Origin of the sequence: Coprococcus sp. OM04-5BH, assembly GCF_003482105.1 — a bacterium.
GTDB lineage: Bacteria > Bacillota > Clostridia > Lachnospirales > Lachnospiraceae > Coprococcus.
Genome location: NZ_QULM01000001.1, coordinates 1,126,842 through 1,151,897, shown reverse-complemented (window position 1 = coordinate 1,151,897; position 25,056 = coordinate 1,126,842). Strand labels below are relative to the sequence as shown.

Annotated in this window: 22 protein-coding genes; 2 read left to right on the top strand and 20 right to left on the bottom strand. The window is 42.4% G+C overall.

Annotated elements, in window-relative coordinates; genetic code table 11:
* Nucleotides 1–57: 57 nt before the first annotated feature.
* Nucleotides 58–1,404: an MATE family efflux transporter gene (locus tag DXB54_RS05115; protein ID WP_118694423.1), complete on the top strand. Its 1,347-nt coding sequence runs from the start codon at nucleotides 58–60 to the stop codon at nucleotides 1,402–1,404.
* Nucleotides 1,405–1,453: 49 nt separating this feature from the next.
* Here the strand turns inward: DXB54_RS05115 and DXB54_RS05110 are convergent, their stop codons facing one another.
* The 16 genes from DXB54_RS05110 to DXB54_RS05035 all read right to left on the bottom strand — a co-directional run bounded on the left by DXB54_RS05110 (nucleotide 1,454) and on the right by DXB54_RS05035 (nucleotide 20,109).
* Entirely contained in the window at nucleotides 1,454–2,602 is a 1,149-nt protein-coding gene (locus DXB54_RS05110) for an ATP-binding protein (protein ID WP_118694422.1), read from the bottom strand.
* Between the two features lie 127 nt (nucleotides 2,603–2,729).
* Entirely contained in the window at nucleotides 2,730–3,890 is a 1,161-nt protein-coding gene (locus DXB54_RS05105) for an iron-containing alcohol dehydrogenase (protein ID WP_118694421.1), read from the bottom strand.
* Nucleotides 3,891–4,039: 149 nt separating this feature from the next.
* On the bottom strand, nucleotides 4,040–5,170 hold the full coding sequence (locus DXB54_RS05100; protein ID WP_118694420.1) for an NAD(P)/FAD-dependent oxidoreductase: 1,131 nt from the start codon (nucleotides 5,168–5,170) through the stop codon (nucleotides 4,040–4,042).
* Entirely contained in the window at nucleotides 5,163–5,501 is a 339-nt protein-coding gene (locus DXB54_RS05095) for a (2Fe-2S)-binding protein (protein WP_021937844.1), read from the bottom strand. The genes DXB54_RS05100 and DXB54_RS05095 overlap by 8 nt, the downstream gene beginning before the upstream one ends.
* A gap of 97 nt (nucleotides 5,502–5,598) precedes the next feature.
* The gene (locus DXB54_RS05090) at nucleotides 5,599–7,176 is read right to left on the bottom strand and encodes an FAD-dependent oxidoreductase (RefSeq protein ID WP_118694419.1); all 1,578 of its coding nucleotides are present in this window, start codon (nucleotides 7,174–7,176) and stop codon (nucleotides 5,599–5,601) included.
* A gap of 30 nt (nucleotides 7,177–7,206) precedes the next feature.
* Nucleotides 7,207–7,533 (bottom strand): (2Fe-2S)-binding protein, encoded by a 327-nt coding sequence (locus tag DXB54_RS05085; protein WP_021937846.1) that lies wholly within the window; start codon nucleotides 7,531–7,533, stop codon nucleotides 7,207–7,209.
* A 104-nt stretch (nucleotides 7,534–7,637) separates the two neighbouring features.
* On the bottom strand, nucleotides 7,638–8,774 hold the full coding sequence (locus tag DXB54_RS05080) for a tyramine oxidase subunit B (protein ID WP_021937847.1): 1,137 nt from the start codon (nucleotides 8,772–8,774) through the stop codon (nucleotides 7,638–7,640).
* 423 nt (nucleotides 8,775–9,197) lie between these two features.
* Nucleotides 9,198–10,346 (bottom strand): tyramine oxidase subunit B, encoded by a 1,149-nt coding sequence (locus DXB54_RS05075; protein ID WP_243104741.1) that lies wholly within the window; start codon nucleotides 10,344–10,346, stop codon nucleotides 9,198–9,200.
* Between the two features lie 185 nt (nucleotides 10,347–10,531).
* The gene (locus DXB54_RS05070; protein ID WP_158578179.1) at nucleotides 10,532–11,599 is read right to left on the bottom strand and encodes an ABC transporter substrate-binding protein; all 1,068 of its coding nucleotides are present in this window, start codon (nucleotides 11,597–11,599) and stop codon (nucleotides 10,532–10,534) included.
* 125 nt (nucleotides 11,600–11,724) lie between these two features.
* Nucleotides 11,725–12,528, bottom strand: coding sequence for an ABC transporter permease (locus tag DXB54_RS05065; RefSeq protein ID WP_118694416.1), 804 nt, complete (start codon nucleotides 12,526–12,528; stop codon nucleotides 11,725–11,727).
* A 395-nt stretch (nucleotides 12,529–12,923) separates the two neighbouring features.
* Nucleotides 12,924–13,820: an ABC transporter permease gene (locus DXB54_RS05060; RefSeq protein ID WP_118694415.1), complete on the bottom strand. Its 897-nt coding sequence runs from the start codon at nucleotides 13,818–13,820 to the stop codon at nucleotides 12,924–12,926.
* A 110-nt stretch (nucleotides 13,821–13,930) separates the two neighbouring features.
* Entirely contained in the window at nucleotides 13,931–15,037 is a 1,107-nt protein-coding gene (locus DXB54_RS05055; protein WP_118694414.1) for an ABC transporter ATP-binding protein, read from the bottom strand.
* Nucleotides 15,038–15,325: 288 nt separating this feature from the next.
* A complete protein-coding gene (locus tag DXB54_RS05050) occupies nucleotides 15,326–15,679 on the bottom strand; it encodes a P-II family nitrogen regulator (RefSeq protein ID WP_021937753.1) in 354 nt (117 codons plus the stop codon).
* A gap of 278 nt (nucleotides 15,680–15,957) precedes the next feature.
* Entirely contained in the window at nucleotides 15,958–16,707 is a 750-nt protein-coding gene (locus tag DXB54_RS05045; protein WP_118694413.1) for a helix-turn-helix domain-containing protein, read from the bottom strand.
* 118 nt (nucleotides 16,708–16,825) lie between these two features.
* Nucleotides 16,826–18,199, bottom strand: coding sequence for a sodium-dependent transporter (locus DXB54_RS05040; RefSeq protein ID WP_118694510.1), 1,374 nt, complete (start codon nucleotides 18,197–18,199; stop codon nucleotides 16,826–16,828).
* 1,286 nt (nucleotides 18,200–19,485) lie between these two features.
* Entirely contained in the window at nucleotides 19,486–20,109 is a 624-nt protein-coding gene (locus DXB54_RS05035) for a DUF6796 family protein (protein ID WP_118694412.1), read from the bottom strand.
* A gap of 347 nt (nucleotides 20,110–20,456) precedes the next feature.
* Here DXB54_RS05035 and DXB54_RS05030 point away from each other — a divergent pair, with 347 nt between their 5' ends.
* Nucleotides 20,457–21,770, top strand: coding sequence for a hypothetical protein (locus DXB54_RS05030; protein WP_118694411.1), 1,314 nt, complete (start codon nucleotides 20,457–20,459; stop codon nucleotides 21,768–21,770).
* A gap of 230 nt (nucleotides 21,771–22,000) precedes the next feature.
* Here the strand turns inward: DXB54_RS05030 and DXB54_RS05025 are convergent, their stop codons facing one another.
* The 4 genes from DXB54_RS05025 to DXB54_RS05010 form a co-directional block, all read right to left on the bottom strand.
* The gene (locus DXB54_RS05025; RefSeq protein ID WP_021937748.1) at nucleotides 22,001–22,531 is read right to left on the bottom strand and encodes a nitroreductase; all 531 of its coding nucleotides are present in this window, start codon (nucleotides 22,529–22,531) and stop codon (nucleotides 22,001–22,003) included.
* Nucleotides 22,532–22,622: 91 nt separating this feature from the next.
* Nucleotides 22,623–22,757: an HAD family hydrolase gene (locus tag DXB54_RS05020; protein WP_118694410.1), complete on the bottom strand. Its 135-nt coding sequence runs from the start codon at nucleotides 22,755–22,757 to the stop codon at nucleotides 22,623–22,625.
* A gap of 39 nt (nucleotides 22,758–22,796) precedes the next feature.
* Nucleotides 22,797–23,804, bottom strand: coding sequence for a LacI family DNA-binding transcriptional regulator (locus tag DXB54_RS05015; RefSeq protein ID WP_118694409.1), 1,008 nt, complete (start codon nucleotides 23,802–23,804; stop codon nucleotides 22,797–22,799).
* Between the two features lie 203 nt (nucleotides 23,805–24,007).
* The gene (locus DXB54_RS05010) at nucleotides 24,008–24,988 is read right to left on the bottom strand and encodes a hypothetical protein (protein ID WP_118694408.1); all 981 of its coding nucleotides are present in this window, start codon (nucleotides 24,986–24,988) and stop codon (nucleotides 24,008–24,010) included.
* Between the last annotated feature and the right edge of the window lie 68 nt (nucleotides 24,989–25,056).

Below are 25,056 nucleotides of genomic sequence, written 5' to 3'. Positions count from 1 at the left end.
TGATCTGACAGGATATACAGATATTGATTTTTACATGACCGGATATAGAGGCAGAAAATGGATTCAACAGAACTTTTTAAGAGTGAGAAAATAAGTAAGATACTTTTTAAGCTGGCGCCACCTGTAATGTTGGCCCAGCTTATTCAGGCTTTATACAATATTGTGGACAGTCTTTTTGTAGGAAGATTTTCAGATTCGGGACTTACCGCCCTGTCCATCGTGTACCCGCTGCAGTTGCTTATGATCGCCATGGCGGTGGGAACCGGTGTTGGCATAAACACTGTAATGGCTGCAAGGCTTGGTGTTGGCGAAAAGAAAACTGCAGATGAATATGCCGGTGTAGGGACACCCCTGGCATTTGCCCTGTGGGTGATATTCGCAGTGGTATGCTGGTTCATAATGCCTGCCTATGCGAGAATGTCCACTGATTCTCCGGAAGTCATAAAGGATGTCATAACTTACGGACGTATTGTGTGCGTATTCAGCTTCGGTCTGTTCTTTGAGAGCATATGGACCAAGGTCCTGCAGTCAAAGGGCAACATGAACATACCTATGTATGCACAGATAGCGGGTGCAGTAACCAATATAATTCTTGACCCATTACTGATATTTGGTGCAGGTTTATTTCCACGACTTGGAATTGCCGGTGCCGCAATATCAACTGTCGCCGGTCAGATCGTGGCTGCTGTCATTGTATTTAAGAGGGGCTTCTACAGATCTCCTGCCATTCATGTGTATCCAAGGTATATTAAAAATATCTTCCATCTGGGGATACCAAATATTCTTATGCAGTCAGCGTACACCTTCTACATACTTGGACTTAACCTGATACTTGCCACATTCTCTGATGATGCGGTTACAGCCCTAGGACTTTACTATAAATGGCAGACCTTTTTCTTTATTCCCCTTGGTGCCATGCAGACCTGCATAGTTCCTGTCATAAGCTTTAATTATGCAGCAGGTAATATACATCGCTGCAGAAAGACCCTGTCAACCTCTGTGCTCTTCGGCATGGCGCTGATGTTTCTCGGAACACTGTGCTTCGTTATAATTCCGGGACCTATGCTGTCAGTATTCACCTCGAACAGGGCTGTTATAGATATCGGCACAGTGGGCTTCCGCTTCGTAGGAATAAGCTTCATTCCTATGGTAACCTCACTTATATTCCCGGTATTCTTCCAGGCAGTGGGACAAAGCTTTAAAAGCTCAATGCTTACTGTTGTAAGAACGGTATTTCTCTTCGTGCCACTTGGCTGGATGTTCTCAAGACTGGGTCTAAGCTGGTTCTGGATGACATACCCTGTAACAGAGATCATAACTACAACTGTTGGATTTCTGTTCTACAGACATTTCTTGATGAATAATTGCTTTAGTAAGCTGCAGGCTATAGAAACGGGGAAGTAAGAAAAATGCCCACTACGGTATAAACATACTGTGGTGGGCATTCGTCGTTCTAATACTCATCTAAGAAATTATGTGTATTTCCCTGCTTGTCTTTATACTGGATTATAGTGCTTAAGTTTACATTGGTGACGCTCTTAAATATATTGCTCTCAACAAACGGATTAAACTCCTTCATCCTGGCGATGATCTGCTTGGTCTCCATTCGTTTGGAAGCTGACGTGCCATCGTCACGGCATGAGGAACAGGTATCTGTGAAATGGCATGCACACTGGATAAAGTGCAGATTATTATAATCTCTCCACTTTATTATGTCGTCCTCTCTGATCAGATACATAGGTCTGATGAGCTCCATCCCTTCAAAGTTTGTACTATGAAGCTTCGGCATCATGGTCTGAACCTGTGCTCCATACAGCATACCCATGAGAATAGTTTCAATAACATCATCGTAATGATGTCCTAAGGCTATCTTATTACAGCCCAGCTCCTTGGCCTTGCTGTAGAGATATCCTCGTCTCATTCTGGCACACAGATAACATGGTGACTTCTCAACTTCATATACTGCATCAAATATCTCTGTTTCAAATACTGTAATTGGCACACCCAGCATTCTTGCATTCTTCTCAATTACCTTACGGTTCACCTCGCTGTATCCCGGATCCATAACCAGAAATACCAGTTCAAACGGGAATTTATTGTGCCTCTTCAACTCCTGGAAGAGCTTCGCCATAAGCATGGAGTCCTTACCTCCGGATATACATACGGCGATCTTATCCCCTTCCTGGATCATATCGTACTCATTTATCCCCTTGGCGAATCTGGTAAAGAGCTGCTTGTGGAATTTCTTCCTTATGCTCTTCTCTACTTCCTTCTGCTTCTCATCGTTATCACTGTCATATGATGACATAAGCCATTCACTATATCCGTCCTTCAGGCTCACTGCATCATATCCCAGACGTCTTAAAGCATAGGCAATACCAAGACTATCTATGCCCTTCATGCAATACAGCACATAGCTTGTGCTCTTGTCCAGCTCTCCATCCTCTGCCATCTGAAGAATATTCTCCATACAGACAGCCCCCGGAATCGAACCATATCTGAACGAAACTTCATCCCTCACATCACAAAGTCTGTACAGTGAGGGATGAATGTCTGCCAGCTCTTCTATTGTTATCTCAGGCACCAAGTTATCTTCAAACATTTTCTGTTGCTCCTGTCTCTGCTATTTCTTACATTTTATATCATAAACATGATACTATACCCTGTCAACTCAATGTCCGACATAATGTTCTTCCCGATGCCCCTCGCCATCAGTACCTTAGATGTTCTTATCTGCACATCTCAAATATCTTAACTACATCCTCCACATCCAGCGGATAGTAAGCTCTTGTCTTTATGCCACTGGTTCTGACGGCTTCCTCTGCCATCTCTTTGAACTTCTCCTCTGTGATACCAACTTCACTTAACTTCTCAGGAAGTCCCAGGGATACGAAGAAATCCTTTGTCTTTTCTATGGCTTTATCTGCCGCTTCATATCTGTCGTCACAATCTATGTTCCACACATTCTTACCGTACATGGCAAATCTGTCCACGGTTTCATCGCACAGCACGTATTTCATCCACGCCGGGGTGAGGATGGCAAGACCCACACCATGGGTAATATCATAAAAAGCACTGAGCTCATGCTCTATAGGATGCACTGACCAGGCACCACCCTTGCCTACTGTTATGAGATGATTAAGTGCCAGGGTACTGGTCCACATAAGATTTGATCTCGCCTCATAATTACATGGATCCTTCATGGCAACAGGACCGTATTTGAAACAGGTCTTAAGAAGTGCCTCTGAAATTCTGTCTGTGACAAAGGCTTCGTCATTCTTCTGAAAATACTGTTCAAATATATGGGAGATTATATCTGCCGTACCTGCCGCAGTCTGGCTATCGGGAAGAGTGTAAAGGTATGTTGGGTCACATATGGAAAGTCTCGGATAAAGCAAAGGAGTATTTATCTCCAGCTTCTCACAGGTTTTCTCGTTGCTTATTACTGCACCGGAGTTCATCTCTGAGCCGGTGGCACATATGGTAAGCACCACTGCTATAGGCAGTGCCTTCTTCACCTTGCTTCTGTCAAGGACAAGATCCCATGGTTCTCCCTCATAGCAGGCTGAACAGGCAATATGCTTTGAGGCGTCAATAACACTGCCGCCGCCCACGGCAAGTATAACCTCAATGCCCTCTTTCTTACATATCTCAGCGCCTTTTTCAACTGATGTAAGCTTAGGATTCGGCTCTATACCGCTAAGCTCGAACACCTGAAAATCTTTTAAAAGCTCGTATACTTTATCGTAAATTCCGTTCCGTTTGATACTGCCGCCTCCATATACCAGAAGAACCTTCCTTCCGTATTTTGCAAGTTCCTCCGGAAGACACTGTATCTGATTTCTTCCAAATCTTATATCTGTGGGAATATAAAATGTAAAATTGTTCACGGATATCTCCTCCTATCTCAAGCTCGTCTTACATATAAGCAAATATATTACACCAGATCATATATCCATCTATGACCTGACATCAGCCATTAGGTATTTGCCTGTTTTATGTTGCCCCTTATATTCACTCAGGTGCATTTCTTAAAATATCAGATCTTTGCCTTGTATCTGTCATATCTGAGTTCATCAAGTGATATGTCTGTGGTTCCGGTTATCATGAGCTTTGCAAGCTGCTCACCGGCAGCAGGAGCAATACCGAAGCCATGTCCGTTAAAGGCACATGCCACATAAAGTCCCGGCACCTCATCTACCTTACCAAGTGACGGAACACCATCTGATGAAGCGTCCATCCAGCCTGCCCAGGTTCTTACGATCTTAGCCTTTGCAAGGTCAGGGAAATATTTCATGATACCACGGCATATACAAGGAGCAGTCTTGCTGTTTGTAACAGGAGTGCCATTATCCTTGTTATACCTTTCAAGGCCCGAAGAACCACCGAACACAAATGATCCATGCTTGGTCTGATGTCCGTAGAAGTCTGCCTCCGCAGTACCGAGCATCTGGTCAAACATGTGAGGCTCTGCCTCAGTGACAAGAGCTTCAAGAAGAGAATTTGTCATTGGGATATCAATGCCCACACTGGTAAGTATCGGTCTGCTGTCAAGGCCTGCTGCCACCAGAACCTTCTCACCCTCATATATATTATTTGGGGTTACAACCTTTCTGATCTTGCCCCTCACCATTCCAAGAGATACTACCGGCTCACCGGTGATAAATCTCACTCCAAGCTGCCTTGCCATCTTGTAAAAGCCAAGGGTTGTGGTCAGAGGATTTGCATGTCCGTCTGTAGGACACCAGCTGGCACATGTAACCTCGTGGGAGAGATATGGATTTATCTGTCTTACCTCATCACCATCTATCATTCTTACATCAAGGCCTACACCTCTGGCATTGTCAGCAAGCTTCGTAAGAGTTGCCTTGTGGGCTTCTGTCTTGCCAAGACGAAGGTTGCCGTCCTGATGATATTCGCAGTCAACCTCCAGCTCCTCCGAAAGATGAGGCCAGAGATTTTTAATTCCGTACATTACAAGTGGCAGCTCTCTTACATCTCTTCCGGACTGTCTTACACCACCACCGTTTCTTGATGAGCCTCCGTTACCCATAAAGTCAGATCCCTCAAGAACTATTACATCCTTAACACCATTTTTTGCAAGATAGTAGGCTGTTGCACAACCTATAATGCCTCCACCGATTATGATAATTTCCGCATTATTACTCATGGACATCCGCCTCCTTTGCCTCATTTGCAAATATATACATCTCTATAGGTCTCATTGGAACTCTTGATGTGGCAGGCTCAAGCTCTGCCGGAGATACTCCAAGCTCCCTTGCTACTATTCCCTTGACCAGCTTACCACAGGTCTGTCCCTGGCAGAGTCCCATTCCTGTTCTTAAGTACCTTCTGATCTCTGTCATGGTCCACATGCCGTCGTGGACTGCCTTTCTTATCTCACCCTTAGTGATCTCCTCACATCTGCATATAAGCATATCGTCATCCGGTCCCGGTACAAATGGTCCTATATCTCTTGATCTGTCATTTACCTTATTCATTAAATGCATCTCCCTTCCTGTAAAACGTCAGCCATTAAAAATCTACCTGCTCGGTATAGCCGACATTGTATGCTGCCTATGATCAACTCTTACCGGTTTATTCTGCCTTAAAAAATCTTGCCTTCATGGCGTATTCCTTAGGAACTCTCATGGTAAGTAGATTTGTCTTGTCAAATGCCTTAAGGCTCTTCACCGACACAACCTCAGCCTGGCATACGGGCTGTCCGCTCCTGCCAAGGCCTACACCCTTTGTTCCCGGCTCCGGAAGCGGAAGAAACTCATATGGCAATGTGACTGTTGCAGTACCGTCTCCACAATCCTCATCCACCAGGAATATCGCCTGTCCTGAACAGGAGGCAACGCACATTCCGCAATTTATACAATCCTCCGCGTGAGGCACTGTAGGAAGTGAGGTTATATTTTCACCAATGCTTATACACTTCTTAGGGCACGCATCCTGACATGGGTTACATGGGATATTCTGCGTACATTCAATAACAGGATGGATACCCTTGGCATGTGTAACACCCGGAAATCTTTCGATCTCATCATCAGCCACATAGCCCTTTGTGAGAAGATTCTCAGAAACCGGTATTCCTTCCTCTGTCTCTGTGATCTTCTTTCCTCTGTTCTTTGGCGCGAACATGCCCTGTCTCAAGCCGTTTAAGGCATGATCAAGCTCTTCCATTCCCTTGTCTAATTCTTCCTTGTCCATGTATCCAAGATATTCGGCAGCAGTTATACCTGCCATCCTTCCTTCTATCATGGCACTTGACGCCTCTTCGATTCCTGACACATCACCTGCTACAAATATACCCGGTATTGAGGTTCTTCCATTTTCATCACAGATAGGAACCTGTCCGCCACGCTTTGGATTGTCCTCCATCTCGCAGCCTGCCATCTTAAGAAGCTGTGACATAGGTGAAAGTCCCACAGCCAGGCAAATGGTATCCACGTCAAAGTGCTTCTCCGTTCCCGGGATAAATTTAAAACTGCTGTCCACCTCTGCAATGGTAACGCCTGTAACCTTATCCTCCCCCTCTGCCTTGACAATGGTATGGGACAGATAAAAAGGAACTCCGGTTCTTGCAACCTTGGCTGCGTGTACACCGTATCCACCGACCCTTGGTGCAGCGTCCACGAGAGCAACCACATCACAGCCGCACTGGAGAAGCTGGAAAGAAACAACCAGACCTACATTTCCGGAGCCCAGCATAAGGATCTTCTGTCCGGGCTTCACACCATGAAGGTTCATCATTGTCTGGGCGGCTCCGGCTCCGATAACTCCCGGAAGAGTCCAGCCCGGAAATGTAACCATGTTCTCGGCGGCTCCGGTAGCGATTATTATGGAGTCTCCCTTATAGTGGCAGATTTCTTCACCAATCTTTACCACCACCTCTTTATCCTGATAAAGTCCTATAACTGTGGCATTAAGCTTAACCTCAACACCTGCCTCGTCGGCCTCCTTTAAGAGCTGCTCGCCGATCACGAAGCCTCGTATCTTAGCCTTATGCTCCTTTGATCCGAAGAATTTATGTATCTGTTTAAAGAGCTGTCCTCCGGGCTTCTCATTTTCATCAAATATTATTGTCTTCATTCCCCTCTTGGCTGCCTCTATTGCAGCAGACAGGCCTGAAGGTCCGGCACCAACTATTATCAAATCATATCGCTTCATATAACACACGCTCCTTTTTGATGGTTTTGATTACTGCTTGTCAAATGGTTCTGCTGAGACACCATACTGGGTTCTTACATCCATTCCTTCTTTTAACGGGGTGATACAGGTTCTTACATTTGGCACACCGTCTACCACCATAACGCAGTCAGTACATCTTCCTATGGCACAGAAGATACCTCTTGGCTTGTGCTCCTTCTTGGTGTATCTGTGTATCATAACCCCTGCCGCCTTAAGGGCTGCAGCTATTGGTTCTCCTTCGTATCCGGTCATTTCTTTTCCGTCAAAGGTAAAGCTTATCTCTCTTCCCTTTGTTGTCTCTCCAAGTATTGGATGAACTGCAATTCTTGTATCCATGGTGCTTCCTCCTTTTTGTATTGCCCCCTCACATTCGTTCGGCGGCATTTCGTCAGCACCATTTTCAAATGCATCTTCGATGCATGGTGCTTCCTCCTTTTCTGTTATGCCATATCCGGCTTATCCCATAATCTGAGGCTGGTTCCAAGCCCCAGTTCCTTAGCTTTGTTGTAGCAGATACTGCCCCAGGCAACATCCTCCACCGGCATACCGCCTACGGAGAATATAAATATCTGATCATCTGAAACTCTTCCCGGTCTCTTGCCATATATGATATCCCCAAGATCGTATATCTGATCTCTGGTTATCACTCCGTCATGTACCATATCCGTGAACTTTGAGCCGATAATGTTATTTGCCCCAAAGGACGGATAAGGAAATTCCTCAGCCCACGCATCGTAGAGCTGCATGTTGTCAACCACCAGTGTTGCCGTTTCCGCCATATCACGGCTATCCATGTCGAAGCAGCTTAAGGCAGCTATCACAGCTCCGGGCTTTATCCATTCTCCCTTGACAAATGGATATGTGGAAGGGTCTGTTCCTCCGGTATTTGCAAATGAGATAACATCTGAACCTCTCACCAGCTCCTCTACTGTATCCACAGCATATATTTTCTTCACATCAGGATATTTTGCTTTTGCATACTCTACAAATGCACTTAAAGATCTTTCACTACGTCCCTTAACCTTGATCTCCTCAATATCCGGACAGATAGTTAAGATGGCCTCAAGTGATGTCTTGCCCATAACACCGGGGCCGCACACTCCGCACACCTTAGCGTCCTTCTTTACCAGATATTTTATTCCCACACCCGGGATTGCTCCGGTTCTCATGGCACTTAATATATTCGCGCTCATGAGACAAAGGGGAGCACCTGTGGTCTTGTCATTTAACATTACTGTAAGGATGGATCTAGGAAGTCCTTTTTCTTTATTTGTCATGTTGGAGCCGTACCACTTCATTCCCATGAGATCAAAGGGTCCACCGATATATGCCGGCATTGCCATAAATCTTCTGTCATCACCTTCATCTAAAGGCATATTGGGAAATGGTGATGTCTTGGGAAATGAAACCTGACTTCCGTGGGAATTATGATTTTCGCCGCCCATAACATAGTCACCGGAGTTTAAGCACTTAACCACCTCTTCCATGGCTTCTATGCACTCAGGCATGTTCTTCACACCTGCTTTTATCATGTCTTCTTCACTTAAAAACAAAAAATCTATTGTCGGATACGCCATATTCATTCCTCCTTATCAATAACGATAAATTGAGCAACAGCATTTTTAGTTGCCTTCGGCAAGGCTGTTGCGGTGTAACGATGTCTTCGACATCCTTACATTAATTGAGCAACAGCATTTTTAGTTGCCTTCGGCAAGGCTGTTGCGGTGTAACGATGTCTTTGACATCCTTACATTAATTGAGCAACAGCATTTTTAGTTGCCTTCGGCAAGACTGTTGCAGTGTAACGATGTCTTCGACATCCTTACATTAAACAAAAGGCAACGAAACTTTTATTAAGCTCCGTTGCCTTTTATCTGTGATTTATTTAATTTATGGATATATGATAAATCTTATCAGATACTTATTCAATTACATTTACTCACCATTATTGTACTTATTTTTTGCCACTTATACTTATATATAAGTATAAAATCGCACCCCTAGTACATATACGGCTCATTCCAGAGGTTAAGCTTCGTACCTATTCCAAGCTCCATGGCTTTCTGGTAGCAGTCATAGCCCCAGGACAGATCCTCAAGCGGCATACCGCCTATGCTGCACATAACAATCTCATCATCACTTGTACGTCCCATTGATATGCCATTTACAATGTCACTGATATTTATTACATCCTCCCGCTTCGCCTTGCCGGTCTGTACCAGATGTACGAAATGGATACCCATTATGACCCACTCACGCTTATTTCCAAATGCATCCACAGGTCCTCTGGCAATGAAATTATTCATGTACTTCTCGTACATTCCATAGTTGTCAACCACCATCTTTGTACCAAGGAAATCATCAAACTGACGATACAGGAATGATCCCATGGAGAATACAGTTGCCCCCTTCTTGAACCAATCAAGATGAAATTCTTCCATGTTCTCCTTGGTTACAGACATTGCCTCACTTACCACATCTGCGTCCTCGCAGGCTTCTCTTAATGTACTACATATCTCTATCTCCTTAACCTGTGGATACTTCTCTTCTATAAATTCCTTCATGGCAAGAGCTGTTCTTGAATTAACAGAGCTGCCACGAAGCTTTATCTTCTCAATGTGCGGAAGTACCTCCATATAACACATAAGGGCACATTTGTTTATAACTCCGGGGCCGATAAGGGACAATACCCTTGAATCCTTTCTGGCAAGATACTTTGCAGACATGGCAGGCATTGCACCGGTTCTCATGGCACTCAAAAGATTAGCTGACATAATCGCCTTAGGTGCTCCCGTATCCACATCGGAAAGTGTGACCATAAGAATAGATCTCGGCAGCTTAAGGGCTGAATTATGGCTGTTGGAGCCATAAAACTTCTGCCCTGCAATATGAAATCTTCCACCCAGATAAGCCGGCATTGCCATAAAACGTCTGTCGGGGCCATCGTCTAACGGAAAATCCTCTATGTCAGACTTCTGAGGAAAGTTCATCTGGAGCCCGTGCTCATCCCCCTTTGGTCCACCAAGAAGGAAATCCTTCTTGCCAAACAGTGACATGGTATCCTCCATTGTCTTTATACAACCGGAAGGATCCATAACTCCCGCCTTTATCATATCCTCTTCATTCAAATATAAGAAATCTATCTTCATTATAGTAACCTCCTCACTATTAACCTTCATCCAATAAAAAATTTGACTTCCAAAAAAGGATTGCATTGCATGCCAAATTTTCATACAAAACCTTACATGACAATCGAACACCCTTCATATTAATTCAGCCGCCTTAAATATCCGATGATTTAAGACGGCTGAATTTTGCTGCTTAATTTATATGGTTACTTCTTAAGCTTTGTCCACATATCGTTGTATATTGCAAGTGTATCGTTGTCCAGATTCTTTACACTTTCACCGGCTGCAATAACATCCTCCGGTGGGTTCTTTGCTATATTGCCACTGTACTCCTCTCCCATTGCCTCTACAGCAGCCTTGTTAGGGCAGAGGTATGGAAACTCCTCAGATACCATCTGGGCTGTATCTGCGTCTAACATGAAGTTGATGAACTCCATGGCATTGTCATAGTTCTTTGAACCCTTAAGGATACACCAGTTATCCATGAATACATATGGTCCTTCCTCAGGATATACTACCTTGATATTAGGATCCTCTTCCATGGCAAGAGCAATCTCGGCACCCCATATCATGCCAACTGAACAGTCACCGGATATAAGAGCACTCTTAGGACTGTCTGAGTCATAAAGAGCGACATTATCCTTAAGTGTCAGAAGCTTATCCTCAATCTCAGCAAGCTTATCAGGATCCGTCTCGTTCATGCTGTAGCCCATGCTTCTGGCAGTCATGCCTATAACTGCTCTGTAGTCATCCAACACAACCAGCTCCCCCTTAAGAGATGGATCAAAAAGATCATCATAGCTTGTAATATCCTTGTCAACCATTGAAGTATTAACTGCTATGGCAGCTACACCACCCTGATAAGGAACTGAATATTTATTTCCCGGATCGTAGGATGGATCCAGATATGCTTCATTTATATTTGACAGGTTAGTAAGCTTACTCTGGTCAAGCTCCTCCAGCATTCCCTGCTCTATCATCAGCTCAACTGTGTAATCACTTGGAAGTACTATGTCGTATGTTCCCTCTGTTTCTGATTTTACCTTGGCAAGCATATCCTCATTTGACGAGTAGGTTGAAACATTTACCTTGATACCTGTCTCTTCCTCGAACTTTTCAAATACTGAATCAGGCACATACTCTGTCCATACAAACACATTGATCTCACCATTTTTTCCTGCGTCATTCTTCTTGCTGCTTCCGCAGCCACCAAGAAGCCCTACCATCATAACACCTGCAGCGGCAATACTTATAAATCTTCTAAATCTCTTCATACTACTACCTCCTTTAATATTGGCCCGGCCCATAAAATACTGGCGCCCTGTTATTCTTCATATGTCACCTGACATCTTCGATTTAACCATCTGAGTACCATTCAGAATAAGCCGGTATTACATGATTAGTTTTTTCTTTTTCTATTGAACAGATTGCTCTGGGTTAGGACAACCAGAACAATCGTACCAACCAGTATCAGTGCCGAAAGAGCATTTACATCAGGAGAAACACCACTCTTAATGCTCTCCATGACCTTAAGTGGATATGTCTTTGTCTGACCATTTACAAAGTAGCTGACGATAACATCATCTATGGAAAGGGTAAATGCCAGAAGTGCACCACCACCTATTCCCGGAGCCAGGATAGGAAGTGTTACCCTGAAAAATGTCTGTATCCTGTTGGCACCCAGATCCATGCTGGCCTCCTCTACCGAATTATCATATCCCGATAACCTGGCACGGACATTGAATATTACATATGGAACACAGAAGGTTACATGGGCAAGTATCAGTGTCAGCATTCCTCTTGGAACATTTGCCTTGGCAAATACCGTAAGAAGTGAAATTCCAAGTACAATCTCAGGAATTACTACCGGTATATACAAAAGAGCATTTATAATTCCTTTTCCTTTAAATTTGTATCTGTACATGCCCACAGCTCCAAGAGTTCCTATGGCTGTGGCAAGCACTGTACTTACAACGGCGATTATCATTGTATTGCCGAAGGATGTAAGCAGTGCGTTATTTTCAAATAATCTCACATACCAGTCCAGTGAAAATCCCTGCCAGGTTAAATATGGCTTTCTGGTGGTGGCATTAAAGGAATTGACGATCACCACTACTATCGGCATAAACAGGAATATATACACCAGTATCATGAATATGGTATTTACAATTTTTCTTCCGATAATTTTTGATTTTCTGCTCATATATTCACTCCCTTACTGTTGAACGTCAGCCCCATTCCAATATGCATCTTCGATGCATGGGGGCTTCCTCTTGTATCGCCCCCTCACCTTATGGGTAACGCCCCCTCGTTTACACTCGGCGGCAAGTCGATTGTGCCATTACAATATGCGTTTTCAACGCATGGGCACAATCTCTCGGCGGCATTTCGTCAGCCCCATTCCAATATGCATCTTCGATGCATGGGGGCTTCCTCTTGTATCGCCCCCTCACCTTCGTTCGGCGGCATTTCGTCAGCCCCATTCCAATATGCATCTTCGATGCATGGGGGCTTCCTCTTGTATCGCCCCCTCACCTTCGTTCGGCGGCATTTCGTCAGCCCCATTCCAATATGCATCTTCGATGCATGGGGGCTTCCTCATACTCCCAGTTCATCCATATCGCCGCCTATCTTCTGATACAGCTTAACAAGCAGCAGCGTTATGACTATCAATATGATGGACAGTGCCGCACCAAGGGGCCAGTTATTTCCACTCTTAAACTGTCTCTCTATGAGATTTCCGATAACATCTGAATTTCCTCCGCCAAGGATATTTGACACGAAGAAATATCCGAGACATGGGATAAATACCATGATACATCCAGAGAATATACCACCGGAGGTAAGGGGAAGCACAACTGTAAGGAATCTCTTAAAGGGCTTTGCTCCAAGATCTGCTGCTGCCTCTAGCAGGCTGCCATCCAGCTTCTCTATGGATGTATAAAGCGGCAATATCATAAATGGGATCAGACAGTAAACCATACCGAACACTGTTGTCCCCTGTTTGTACAGGAAATCTACGGGACCGCCGGTTATGCCGATGGTCTGCAATATGGTATTGAGCCATCCCTTTGTTCCGAGGAATGTTCTCCAGCCATATATCCTTATAAGTGAATTTGTCCAGAATGGAATGATAACCAGCATATACATAAGCTGTTTCCATCTGCTCTTTGTTCTTGCAATAAGATAAGAAAACGGATAACCTACAAGTATGCAAATGATGGTTGTAAGGAGTGCTATAACTATCGACTGTATGTATATCTTCATATAATCCGCACTCATGAGATTTTTGTAATTATCCAGGCTGAAGCTGAATACCACATTATAATACTGATCTGTGGTGCAGAAGCTCATAACCGCCACATATATAAGTGGAACAGCCACAAGCAATACCAACAGCAACGCCACGGGGCCTACAGTGGCAATAGCCGGAAGATTATTGGAACGCCATTTATGTTTTTTGATAAGCTTTTCATTTCTTTCACCCAGTTCCATTTGTTCACCTTCTTTGATTACTGGCACGGCTCACAAAGTGATAGCGTGCTCCATTACTTGTAATAATGTCTGCGACATTTTTTCATGTGTCATTTGACGCTTCCAGCCCACTACGCAAGCACTACATTATCCAGTGCCTCGAATATACTGTTCTCCCTGCTGTGGATAAGAACCGCGTCCTCTTTGTTCCAATATGGATATATGGCACTTCCGATCTCCGGAAGACTCTCACCTGCCAACCTCTCTATCTTAAGCTCATTACCATTTGGTAGTACTACTATACATTTGATAACAGAACCCACATATATGTAATCCTTAACCACAACCTTGATACCAAAGCCCTCCACCGGTGTCTCGGAATACTTCATCTTCTCAGGTCTTACAGACACTGTGATATACTCTCCGAATTTAAAGTCATCACCCTTGCCGGTAATAAAGCCATTTTCAACTGTGACCTGAACCTCATCACCATTTATGAATCCCACGGTTCCGTCAAATATGTTCGTCTCGCCGATAAATGTGGCAACAAATTTCGTCTTAGGTGCCTCATATATCTCCGACGGAGTTCCAAGCTGATCCAGGATACCGTCATGCATGATGGCGATCCTGTCGCTCATTGTAAGGGCTTCCTCCTGATCGTGTGTTACATATATAAATGTAATATTAAGCTTTCTCTGTAATCGCTTAAGCTCAAGCTGCATTTGCTTTCTGAGCTTAAGATCAAGTGCTCCCAGCGGTTCATCGAGAAGCAGTACCCTTGGTTTATTAATAAGTGCCCTGGCTATGGCAACTCTCTGTTTCTGTCCACCGGAAAGCTGTGAAGGATATCTCTTCTCAAAGCCTGACAGCTGTACCAGATCTATCATTTCCTTAACCCTGGTCTTTATCTCCGCCTTTGGCACCTTCTTAATTTTCAAGCCGTATGCTATGTTGTCGGCTATAGTCATATGGGGAAATAACGCATAGGTCTGAAATACTGTATTTACATTTCTCTCAAATGGTTCCTTCTCTTCTATGGCTTCCCCCTCCACCTTTATGGTTCCGGTGGTAGGCTCTTCAAATCCTGCTATCATCCTCAGAGTTGTTGTCTTTCCGCAACCGGAGGAGCCTAACAGGGTGAGGAATTCACCCTCTTTAACTTTTAAATCCAAATCCTTGACGACGTGATTCTTGCCATATACCTTATTAACTCCGTCAAGTTCAACTATATATTCCATAGGATCACCTCTCATCATTGAACATCAGCAATTAAAATTTGCCTTCATAGGTATTGCCCCCTCCCATTATGGGTAACGCCCCCTCGTTTACACTCGGCGGCAAGTCGATTGTGCCATTCAAATATGCGTTTTCAACGCATGGGCACAATCTCTCGGCGGCATATCGTCGGTACCATTTTATATGCATCTACGATGCATGGGTACCTCCTCTCATCAAAGGACTGACGCTACATGTCAAGTTTTATACAAAACTTGACACGACCATTGAACAAACATCTTAACATTAATCTATAATGCCTTGAGTCCTCTCTCACCTGTTCGTATTCTCACAGCCTCTTCAATATTTCTGACAAATATCTTACCATCACCTACATGGTCTGTGGCACAGGCTTCTCTGGTTTTCATGATGATAGGTTCAACATCCTTATCATTTACAACCACCTCAACTCTTATCTTAGGGAGAAGATTAATGGTTGTCTTCAGACCCTTTATCTCATTGACACCCTTATCCTCTGTTGCACCCTTCTGAGTACCACAGCCCATTACTGTTGAAAGTGTCATACCACCACAGTTAATCTCATCTAATATCTTCTTCATGGCTTCAAGCTTCTCCGGTCTGATTATCATGATTATTTCCTTCATACTGCATCTTCCTTTCCTTCGGATTATTCTTTGTCTTCGTTACCATGCCAGCGATAAAACACGCCTTACCATAACAAAACGGAGCTATCTATCCGACAGCTCCGTTGCTTGTTTTTTTCATTAATTAAATTGTTATATGAATAATAATTCCATTCACTGTTATTATCAATGCAGATTTTTTACCATTTTTATACTACTTTTTAAGTATCTTTATCAATAATGATCCGACATGGCTCATCCTTGCAATTTGCATATGTACTTGAATTTGTCCGCATTTGCTACTCTTTTTCTTTAATAAGTTTGAACATCTGAACCCTGTTATTTATACCAAGCTTTCTATAGATATTGAGTATATGCTTCTTCAAAGTGTTATCTGTTATGGTAAGCTCGTCGCAGATATCGGCGTTGGTCTTTCCACCAAGAAGAAGCCTTAATATGGTGTGCTCTCGTCTGGTCAGATCATATTTCTCCACCACTTCTGCTATGGTCATCTTGTCTCCTGCATTGTCAGTCTTCTCAAGCTCCTTATAAAGCCTGTATGACAAATGCTCCTTAAGCTGATCCAGCATAAAAATATCCTCATACTCGAAATTTTCTTTTCCTATGGTTCTGTAGAAGGTCACAACTCCTACGAATTTTTTCTTCATGGCAAGTACCATCTGAAGAGAATAATGCCAGTTATTTGGCTTGTATACCTTCTTATAATACTCGGTCTCCACCCTTGCGTCATCAGAGATTATATCTGTCTCCCGGTATACCAGGGTCTTGCCACTGTATAGTATGCCTCTACTGTAATCAAGCTCGTCATATATGTCAGAGTGATCATCCTCGCAATTAAAATACACTGGTCTGGTCAGGTGATTGTCTCCACCTGCTGCCGCCATATAAAAGTCCGCACTGTCGAAATCCAGAAGCATTTTAAGCTGTTCCAGAAGTTGCTTCCTCATATCATCCACGTCCTCAACAGTGTATATCTTGTAAATTATGCTGTTTAACATGAGCCAGTCATTTGTCTCAAGATTTTTCATGCTGTATCTCTCCCCTTTGAACATCAGCCTCTTAAAATTTGCCTGTTCGGTATCGCCACCTCGTAATGTAGTGCCAACTCTTTTACACTCGGCGGCGTGCCAAGTTTTCTCCGGACATTTACATGGAGATCCATCCAAATGCATTTGCTACGGAGCTAATTAATATTATCAATACGAACACAGGGCACAGGTACCTGATCATAACCACAAATACCTTCTTTCTGCGGAACTTGCTCTCCCCATGTCTGATCTCTTCTTCTATGCGGTCAATACCTACAACCTTTGATACAAGCAGGCTGGTCATAAGAGCTGCAATAGGCATCATTACTGAGTTGGTCATGAAGTCAAAGAAATCAAGGAACTGCATACCTATGATCTTCACAAATGCCAGTGGTCCATATCCAAGGGATGACAGACTTCCAAGCACCAGCATTATGATACCTGTGATGACTGTGGATTTCTTCCTGCCCCATCCAAGCTCATCCTCGAAGGTTGAAACTGCACTTTCTGTCAGTGCTATCGCGCTTGTTACCGCTGCGAATAAAACCAGCACAAAGAAAAGTATTCCTATGGCTGTACCAAATCCCATATTTGCAAATACCTTAGGAATGGTAATGAACATAAGTGACGGACCTGCCTTAAGTGTATCGGGATTGCCCCCTGAAAATGCAAATACTGCCGGGATTATCATAAGTCCCGCCATCATTGCTATGGCAGTATCGAATATCTCAACATTTCTTGTGGAGTCTTCAATAGCGGTGTCCTTCTTCATATATGAACCGAAGGTAATAAGGATACCCATGGCAATGGACAGTGAGTAGAACATCTGCCCCATGGCTGCCACAACCGTCATCCACGAGAAATTTTTAACATTTGGCACAAGGAAATACTTGACGCCCTCCATGGCTCCGGGTCTCGTAACTGAATATACTGCCACTATGACAGACAGCACTACAAGCACCGGCATCATGATCTTTGACACTCTTTCTATTCCATTCTGAACTCCTGCATATATGATTGCCAGGGTGAACAGGCAGAATATTATAAAGCAGGTCTCTGTAGATACGCCATTTGATATGAAACCTGAGAAATATCCTTCCTCTGCCAATGCTGTTCCGTTTCCCTTTATATATTCTATCAAATATTTGATAACCCAACCACCGATCACTGAGTAATAAGGCACTATCAGGATTGGTATTATGGCATTTATCCAGCCGCCGAATTTCATCCATTTTTTGTTGCCAAATGACTGAAATGCCCCCACCGGACTTTTTCTGGTCATTCGTCCAAGTGCAGACTCTGCAACTATCATTGTATATCCAAATGTCACTGCCAGCAGAATATATACAAACAGGAATATTCCTCCGCCGTACTTGGCTGCCAGATATGGAAATCTCCAGATATTTCCCAGACCTACCGATGCTCCTGCTGCTGACAGGACATATCCCAGCTTACCTGAGAATGTGCTTCTATTATTTTTATGTGTACTCATAATCCTCTCCATATATCTATCATTCTCCGGTGATATTTGCCCTTGGCGTAGAGAATGCTATTTTTGATTGTAACATGACTTGGTGGTAAAGTCACTAGAAAAAAGATGGATGCTGTGAAGGAAAAAGGGCGGACATTGTGAAGGGGGCCTTACTATGCACTGCAAATCTGAGCACTTCAAATCTATGCACGCCATCTCCGCGGCTGGTTCCATGACTTATTTTCTAGTTTGTCAATTTTAGGTCACTTTCTATGCCTATTTTCAGTGACTTTATTTTTGATTTCCTGTTTTCAGGTCACTATTTTTTGCATGTTTTTATGACCTGTTTTCAAGATTTGCATTTTTAAGTCACTTTTTTCTTTGACTTTTCTTGACCTTATTTTTGATTTCCTGTTTTCAAGTCACTATTTTTTGCATGTTTTTATGACCTGTTTTCAAGATTTGCATTTTTAAGTCACTTTTTTCTTTGACTTTTCTTGACCTTATTTTTGATTTCCTGTTTTCAAGTCACTATTTTTTGCATGTTTTTATGACCTGTTTTCATGATTTACATTTTTAAGTCACTTTTTTCTTTGACTTTTCTTGACCTTATTTTTGATTTCCTGTTTTCAAGTCACTATTTTTTGCATGTTTTTATGACCTGTTTTCATGATTTACATTTTTAAGTCACTTTTTTCTTTGACTTTTCTTGACTTTATTTTTGATTTCCTGTTTTCAGGTCACTATTTTTTGCATGTTTTTATGACCCGTTTTCAAGATTTGCATTTTTAAGTCACTTTTTTCTTTGACTTTTCTTGACCTTATTTTTGATTTCCTGTTTTCAGGTCACTTTCTATGCCTATTTTCCGTGACTTTATTTTCAATTTCCTGCTTCAAAGTCATTTTCTCTGATTTTATTTCTGCTTATATTATACACATAATGATCATATGCTAACCACCAAACCTATTTCTTGTTTATATGAATTATATGGATTTACTCAAGCCTTGCAATGGCGATATCCCTGCTTTCCTTTTTTGCTTTCTTTTTTGTTTTCTTTTTTGTTTTCTTTTTTGATCTACTTTAATTTTTACTTTGGAGCATAAAAAATCCCCCTTCATCGGGAGCACTGATCGTACTCACCAACAAAAGGGGGAGGGCTAACATATTTAAACCAATTTTTAATCATTTACAATTTTGTGATCGCATAATTCTCACTATATAAACACACACATATTCACTGCTATGTAGTGCTCCCGTAATTGAAGACTATAATAAATAATTACATGATCAAACACCACACAAATGCTTATATGAATATCAGAAGTCCCAGGAATGTTATTGTGCCTGCTATATTTCCTGTGCCCACAAGCTTAAATGGGATAAGGATGATGAACAATGGCAACGTATTAAAAATACATGCCCATGCAGGAAGGGATGTGCCTCCTGTAACTACCGTAATAAACAATGTAACCATGAACACAAGCAATGCCACATAACCAACATACATTGTTGAGATTGTTTTCTTGAAGAACTCAACTATTGCCTCGTGAGCAGCGTCGGTTCTTCCGAGTTTGATATAGAACCACTCGATTATTCCGCAGAACACATGATGGGCAGTGATAAATATTATAAATGCGGCTCCTGATATCAGCATTATATTTGCACTGATAACCGAATACTGTCTCATCCAGTTGCTCAAGCCATAATACCCCACTGCCATCAAGGCAATAGCAACCACTCCGAGCATTATCGATATCATAGAATATCCTGTAGTAGCTCCTTCAAATTCCTTTGAAAGATTTTCATTATCATTTAAGTATTTAAGATTGATCCTGTGCTTATCCTTTGTATATGCCAAGAACCAGTCACACCTCTGACACAGCAGATGTCCGATCATAGCTATAAGCATACATACTTTCACAGCTGTCATTTCTAATCCCCCTGCATGTATTGGCATGGTTTGGCCTGCTTTCCTATTCCAGATGTCATTTGACACTATCTGTCTGGCTTCATTTTTCATAACTCATTTGGCACTATTAAGTTAGTCATTGCTAAACCATAACCCATTTGGCGCTATTAAGTTAGTTATTACTAACCATTTCATTAAGTACTTTATCTCACAAAAGTCACTACGTCAAGATAGTAACTATTAAAGTCCGGCAAAAATTATGAAAATTTAACATTTTCAATTAAACTTCAATCTTCCATGGTTAGAATGACAGCATAAAAGATAAAGCAACACCAAAAAATAATTACAAATAGAAGGAGTGAATGATCATGAAAAAGAAATTTTTATTGGCATGTGTAGCCGGAACAGCGATGGCGATATCCCTTACGGGCTGCGGCACAGAAGCTACTACAACCACATCAGCAACAACTGATACTACAAATTCAATCGAGGCTTCACAGACCAAGGTTACAGGAAAGGTTTCATCTATTTCCAACGGAACCGTAACACTTGCTCTTGGTGAGGTTGATGAAAATGCTCTCCGGATAGACAACGCCACTGTCCCCCTGGACGGTATAACCGTTGACAAAAGTGCCGGTGCTACCTCAAGCACCGAAAATGGCGACTTCTATGGTGTGAACGCTGCCCTCCTTGCAACAAACGGTGCAACGGTCACCATCAAAAATGCAACTGTAACCTCATCTGCCCAGAACGGCAACGGTGTATTCAGCTACGGAAGCGGCACTACAGTCAACATATCTGACTCAACCATAACCACAACCGCTGACAACTCAGGCGGTATCCAGACTACAGGCGGTGGCACAACCAACGCAAGCAATCTTACAGTATATACATTCGGCAACTCTTCAGCAGCAATACGATCTGACAGAGGTGGTGGAACTGTAAATGTGGATGGCGGTTCATATACTTCAAACGGCTACAACTCGCCTGCCGTATATTCCACAGCAGCAATCACAGTAAAGAATGCCACCCTTACAGCCAACAACTCAGAGGCACTGGTAATTGAAGGACAGAACTCCATAGACCTTGAGGACTGCACGGTATCCGGCAACATGAGTGATACCAAGGGCACCAGCTCAGATGAAAATGTTCATAATGTAATGATCTACCAGTCCATGTCAGGTGACGCAGATGTAGGAACAAGCAGCTTCTCCATGACAGGCGGAAACCTCACTTCAAATAACGGCGACATGTTCTACATCACAAACACTGACTGCACACTTTCATTATCAGGTGTTGATATTGTAAACAAGGACAGCGACGCCTACCTTATGAACATTACCGGCAATTCAGCTACCCATGGCTGGGGCACTGCCGGTGCAAATGGTGCACAGGTTACATTTACCGCAGATGATCAGACATTAGAGGGAGATATCAGAGTGGACAGTATCTCAACTCTTAACATGACCCTTAGCAGAAACAGTACATTTACAGGAGCTATTAACATTGATGAAAACGAAGAAGGAGGTGAAGCAGTTTCTGACAACGCTGTAGTAACTATAGAAGAAGGCAGCACCTGGACACTTACCGGTGACTGCACTATAACAAGCCTTACAAATAACGGAACCATCAACTTCAACGGATATACTATCACTCTTGCTGATGGCACCGTATTAAAATAAATTAATTTGATTTTTCACAAAAACTCACTTTTAAAATAAAAACTTCCCTATAAAAATTGAGCAGGCTGTCTCCCGGTGTCATATGGTTAAAAATAACATCAGGAGCTACCTGCTCATCCCTTACAGTAGTGAAAATTTTATCGTATCATTATTTTGTATCATTTTTAATAGACACAATATAACCATCAAATCTCACGAACCAAGCTTAATTCAAAGTATATAAATAGTACTTATTTTATATAGTAAACGTAATTTTCCTTTCTTGGGGCTGGGGCTTTAGCGGGCTCTGCTGCATAACCTAATGCACAGTGACCTATACCTTCATAGTCTCCCTCAATTCCAAGCTCCTTAAGGATCTGCTTGCCAAAGTCTGAGTCGAACTCTTCCTTTGCACGATGGATCCAGATACTTCCAAGTCCAAGACTCTCTGCTGCATTCATCATATTTCCAAGAACAAGTGAACCGTCATACAGATAGGTAGGCACATTTCTGTCTGCCAGGACAATAAGGATAACAGGTGCTCCGTAGAATGGATCGAAGTCCTCTGCCCATGCAGGGTTTATGCTTCTGTTTGCCCTTGATATCTCGTCTCTCTTTTCCTTATTTGTCACTGCAATTATTATAGGGCTCTGGAGTCCCCTGCCTGTTGCCGCATAGGTTCCGGCTTTTATTACCGCCTGGATATCTTCTTCCTTTACCATATCAGGCTTGAAGCTTCTGCAGCTTCTTCTTGTTTCAAGTACCTTTAATGTATCATTCATTATAATTACCTCCTGTTAGATTCACGCCTCCAACCATCAATGGGATAGTCATTGGTTAAGCTTTGTTACTATCCATAGTTTAACACCATAGTCACTTTGTTTCTATAGTTTTTCTTCTTATTGTTTCAATCAAAAACCTTTCAAGAACCCTGGCAACACCATCATCATCATTTGAAGTGGTCACATAATCGGCATGGGCTTTGACCTCCCCAGGAGCATTTGCCATGTTTTGGTATCGTTACCATAATTGTGATTTTTTTACTGGCTATGCAGTTTGTCTGATAGCCAGTTCAAGCTTCAGTTTTTTTCTAACTGATTTCTTCTTGTCTCCACCAAGTTGTCTTAATAATTCAACAGCAGCAAGCCTTCCTTCTTCCTCTACAGGCTGTCTTATGGTTGTAAGCGGAATCTCTATCTGAGTCGCAATAGGCTGGTCATCCACTCCCATAATGGCAAGATCCTCAGGAATTCTTATTCCTCTCTTTCTTGCTTCAAATACCATTCCTGCCGCCACCTGATCACTGCCCGCTATGACTGCGTCCGGCCGAACATCCAGATCTGCATATTCCTCAATGAACTTCTGTCCATCCTCGAAGGTTTTTATCCCTGTATATACAAATGCTGGGTTTGCAACCATATTGTGGGCACTTAATGCTTCCGCATAACCCATGTAACGATCAGTATTGATATTGACACCTACAGGCTGTATCACTACAGTCCTTGTGCCTGCACAGTAGCCGATTCTTTCGTATCCTTTATTTATAAGATACTCTGTAGCTTCGTAAAAGCCTTCGTACTGTCTGCACTGGATGGTTGAAATACTCTCGTCACTGTTATACTCATTGCATATGACCAGACTTCCATATCTTGCATATGACTGTATAAATGCCGGATCATTCTCCAGTGCACATAATATAACGCCATCTACATGATGAAGTTTTAACAGGTTTAAAGCTTCTTCCTCCAGCTTCTTCTCTCCGTAGGTCTGGATGATCAATGTCTTGTAATCATGTTCCCTGCAGGTTCTTTCTATAGCATTCACCAGGTATGCAAAAAAGGTATTGGTGATATTAGGTATCACAACTGCTATATTCTGCGAACCAGAGCCTCTCATCTGTCTGGCTGCCTGCATTGGTGCATATCCAAGCTGCTCCATAGCCTCCAGAACCTTCTGACGCTTCTCCGGGGAAACATGAGGATTGTCATTGATGACCCTTGACACTGTTGATACAGAAATACCGGATAGCTTCGCTACATCTGAAATCGTTGCCAATTAAATATCTCCTCTGCTGTTTCATTTCTAATATAGTTTCATTATATTCAATTTTCATGGGTTGTCAACAGGTTTTTGGTATCGTTACCAATTATTTTTAAAAAATATTAAAAAAATTTAATCTTGATATGCCAAGGCCCGACAGTGATAAAGCTTGTTTTGCAAGTTTTATCTGTTTACATGTCAGAAGCTGTGGCATTTCATCATCTACCGTGGGAGTAATAATCCGATTCTACATATATCCTTCTATAAACCCTGCTATTTTTTTCAACTTCCCCGATTGGATTTAGCAATTCCACAATAGCATTTCCATCCCGGTACTGCACATAAATCCGTGCTTGTCCATCTGCCATCTTAAAATCATTCGCAAGTTCACCGAAGTCTGCTATCTGCAGCTTTTCTGCCAAGGAACACTGTAATTCATCTTCCGGGGTTTTCCATTCAGTAAGCACCACCCCATTACAGATTGCCCGATAACTTGCCGAGGATGCTTGTTTTCCGTCTCTTTCATATTCCTTCATAACCGAAAGTACGTCTCTTCGGATCGAGTCTGCCTGCAGCATATCTCCGTCAATCTGAGCTTCAAAGACATATTTTGTTGTAGATACTGCAAGATTAATGGCAATTGCACATACTGCCATAAAACAAATTGCAAATATAATTATATTTTCAAGATTCCAACGCTCTTTTCTTCCATCATCAGGCTCCACGTCATCGCGATATTTATCTTTATTTTCTTGTTTTCTCATAATCCCGGCAAGAACGATCCAGAGTAAATTTAAAACAACGCATATAACATACCAAAAATAACAGGTTTCCTTCATAAAATTCCATTTAAACAGATATACCGTATCAATCACCATGAACACACAAAAAATAGCAATATATATACATGCTCCTATTTTACTATGTTTTGCAAAAAGTGATGTTTCTGCGTCCTGTATCCTTACAAGCTCACTCAGTTTATCTCCATACTTCTTTTTATGCTCCGGAATTTCATAACCATATGCTCTTAGTCGGACAAAATACAGCCTTGCGAACAAATATACTCCCCAACAAGGAACACAAATAAGTGCTCCCGAATAAACTGCCATGATAACCAAACCTATAAGTAAAAGCGCAGAAAATATAATTGCACAACATTTTGCTGTCTGTGCAGTTGCCTTATCGTATTTTATTTTCATGCTTCTCCTCTTTCTTATTTTTTTTATTTATGTGATCCTTAAATATCATTATTGGTAACATGGTAACA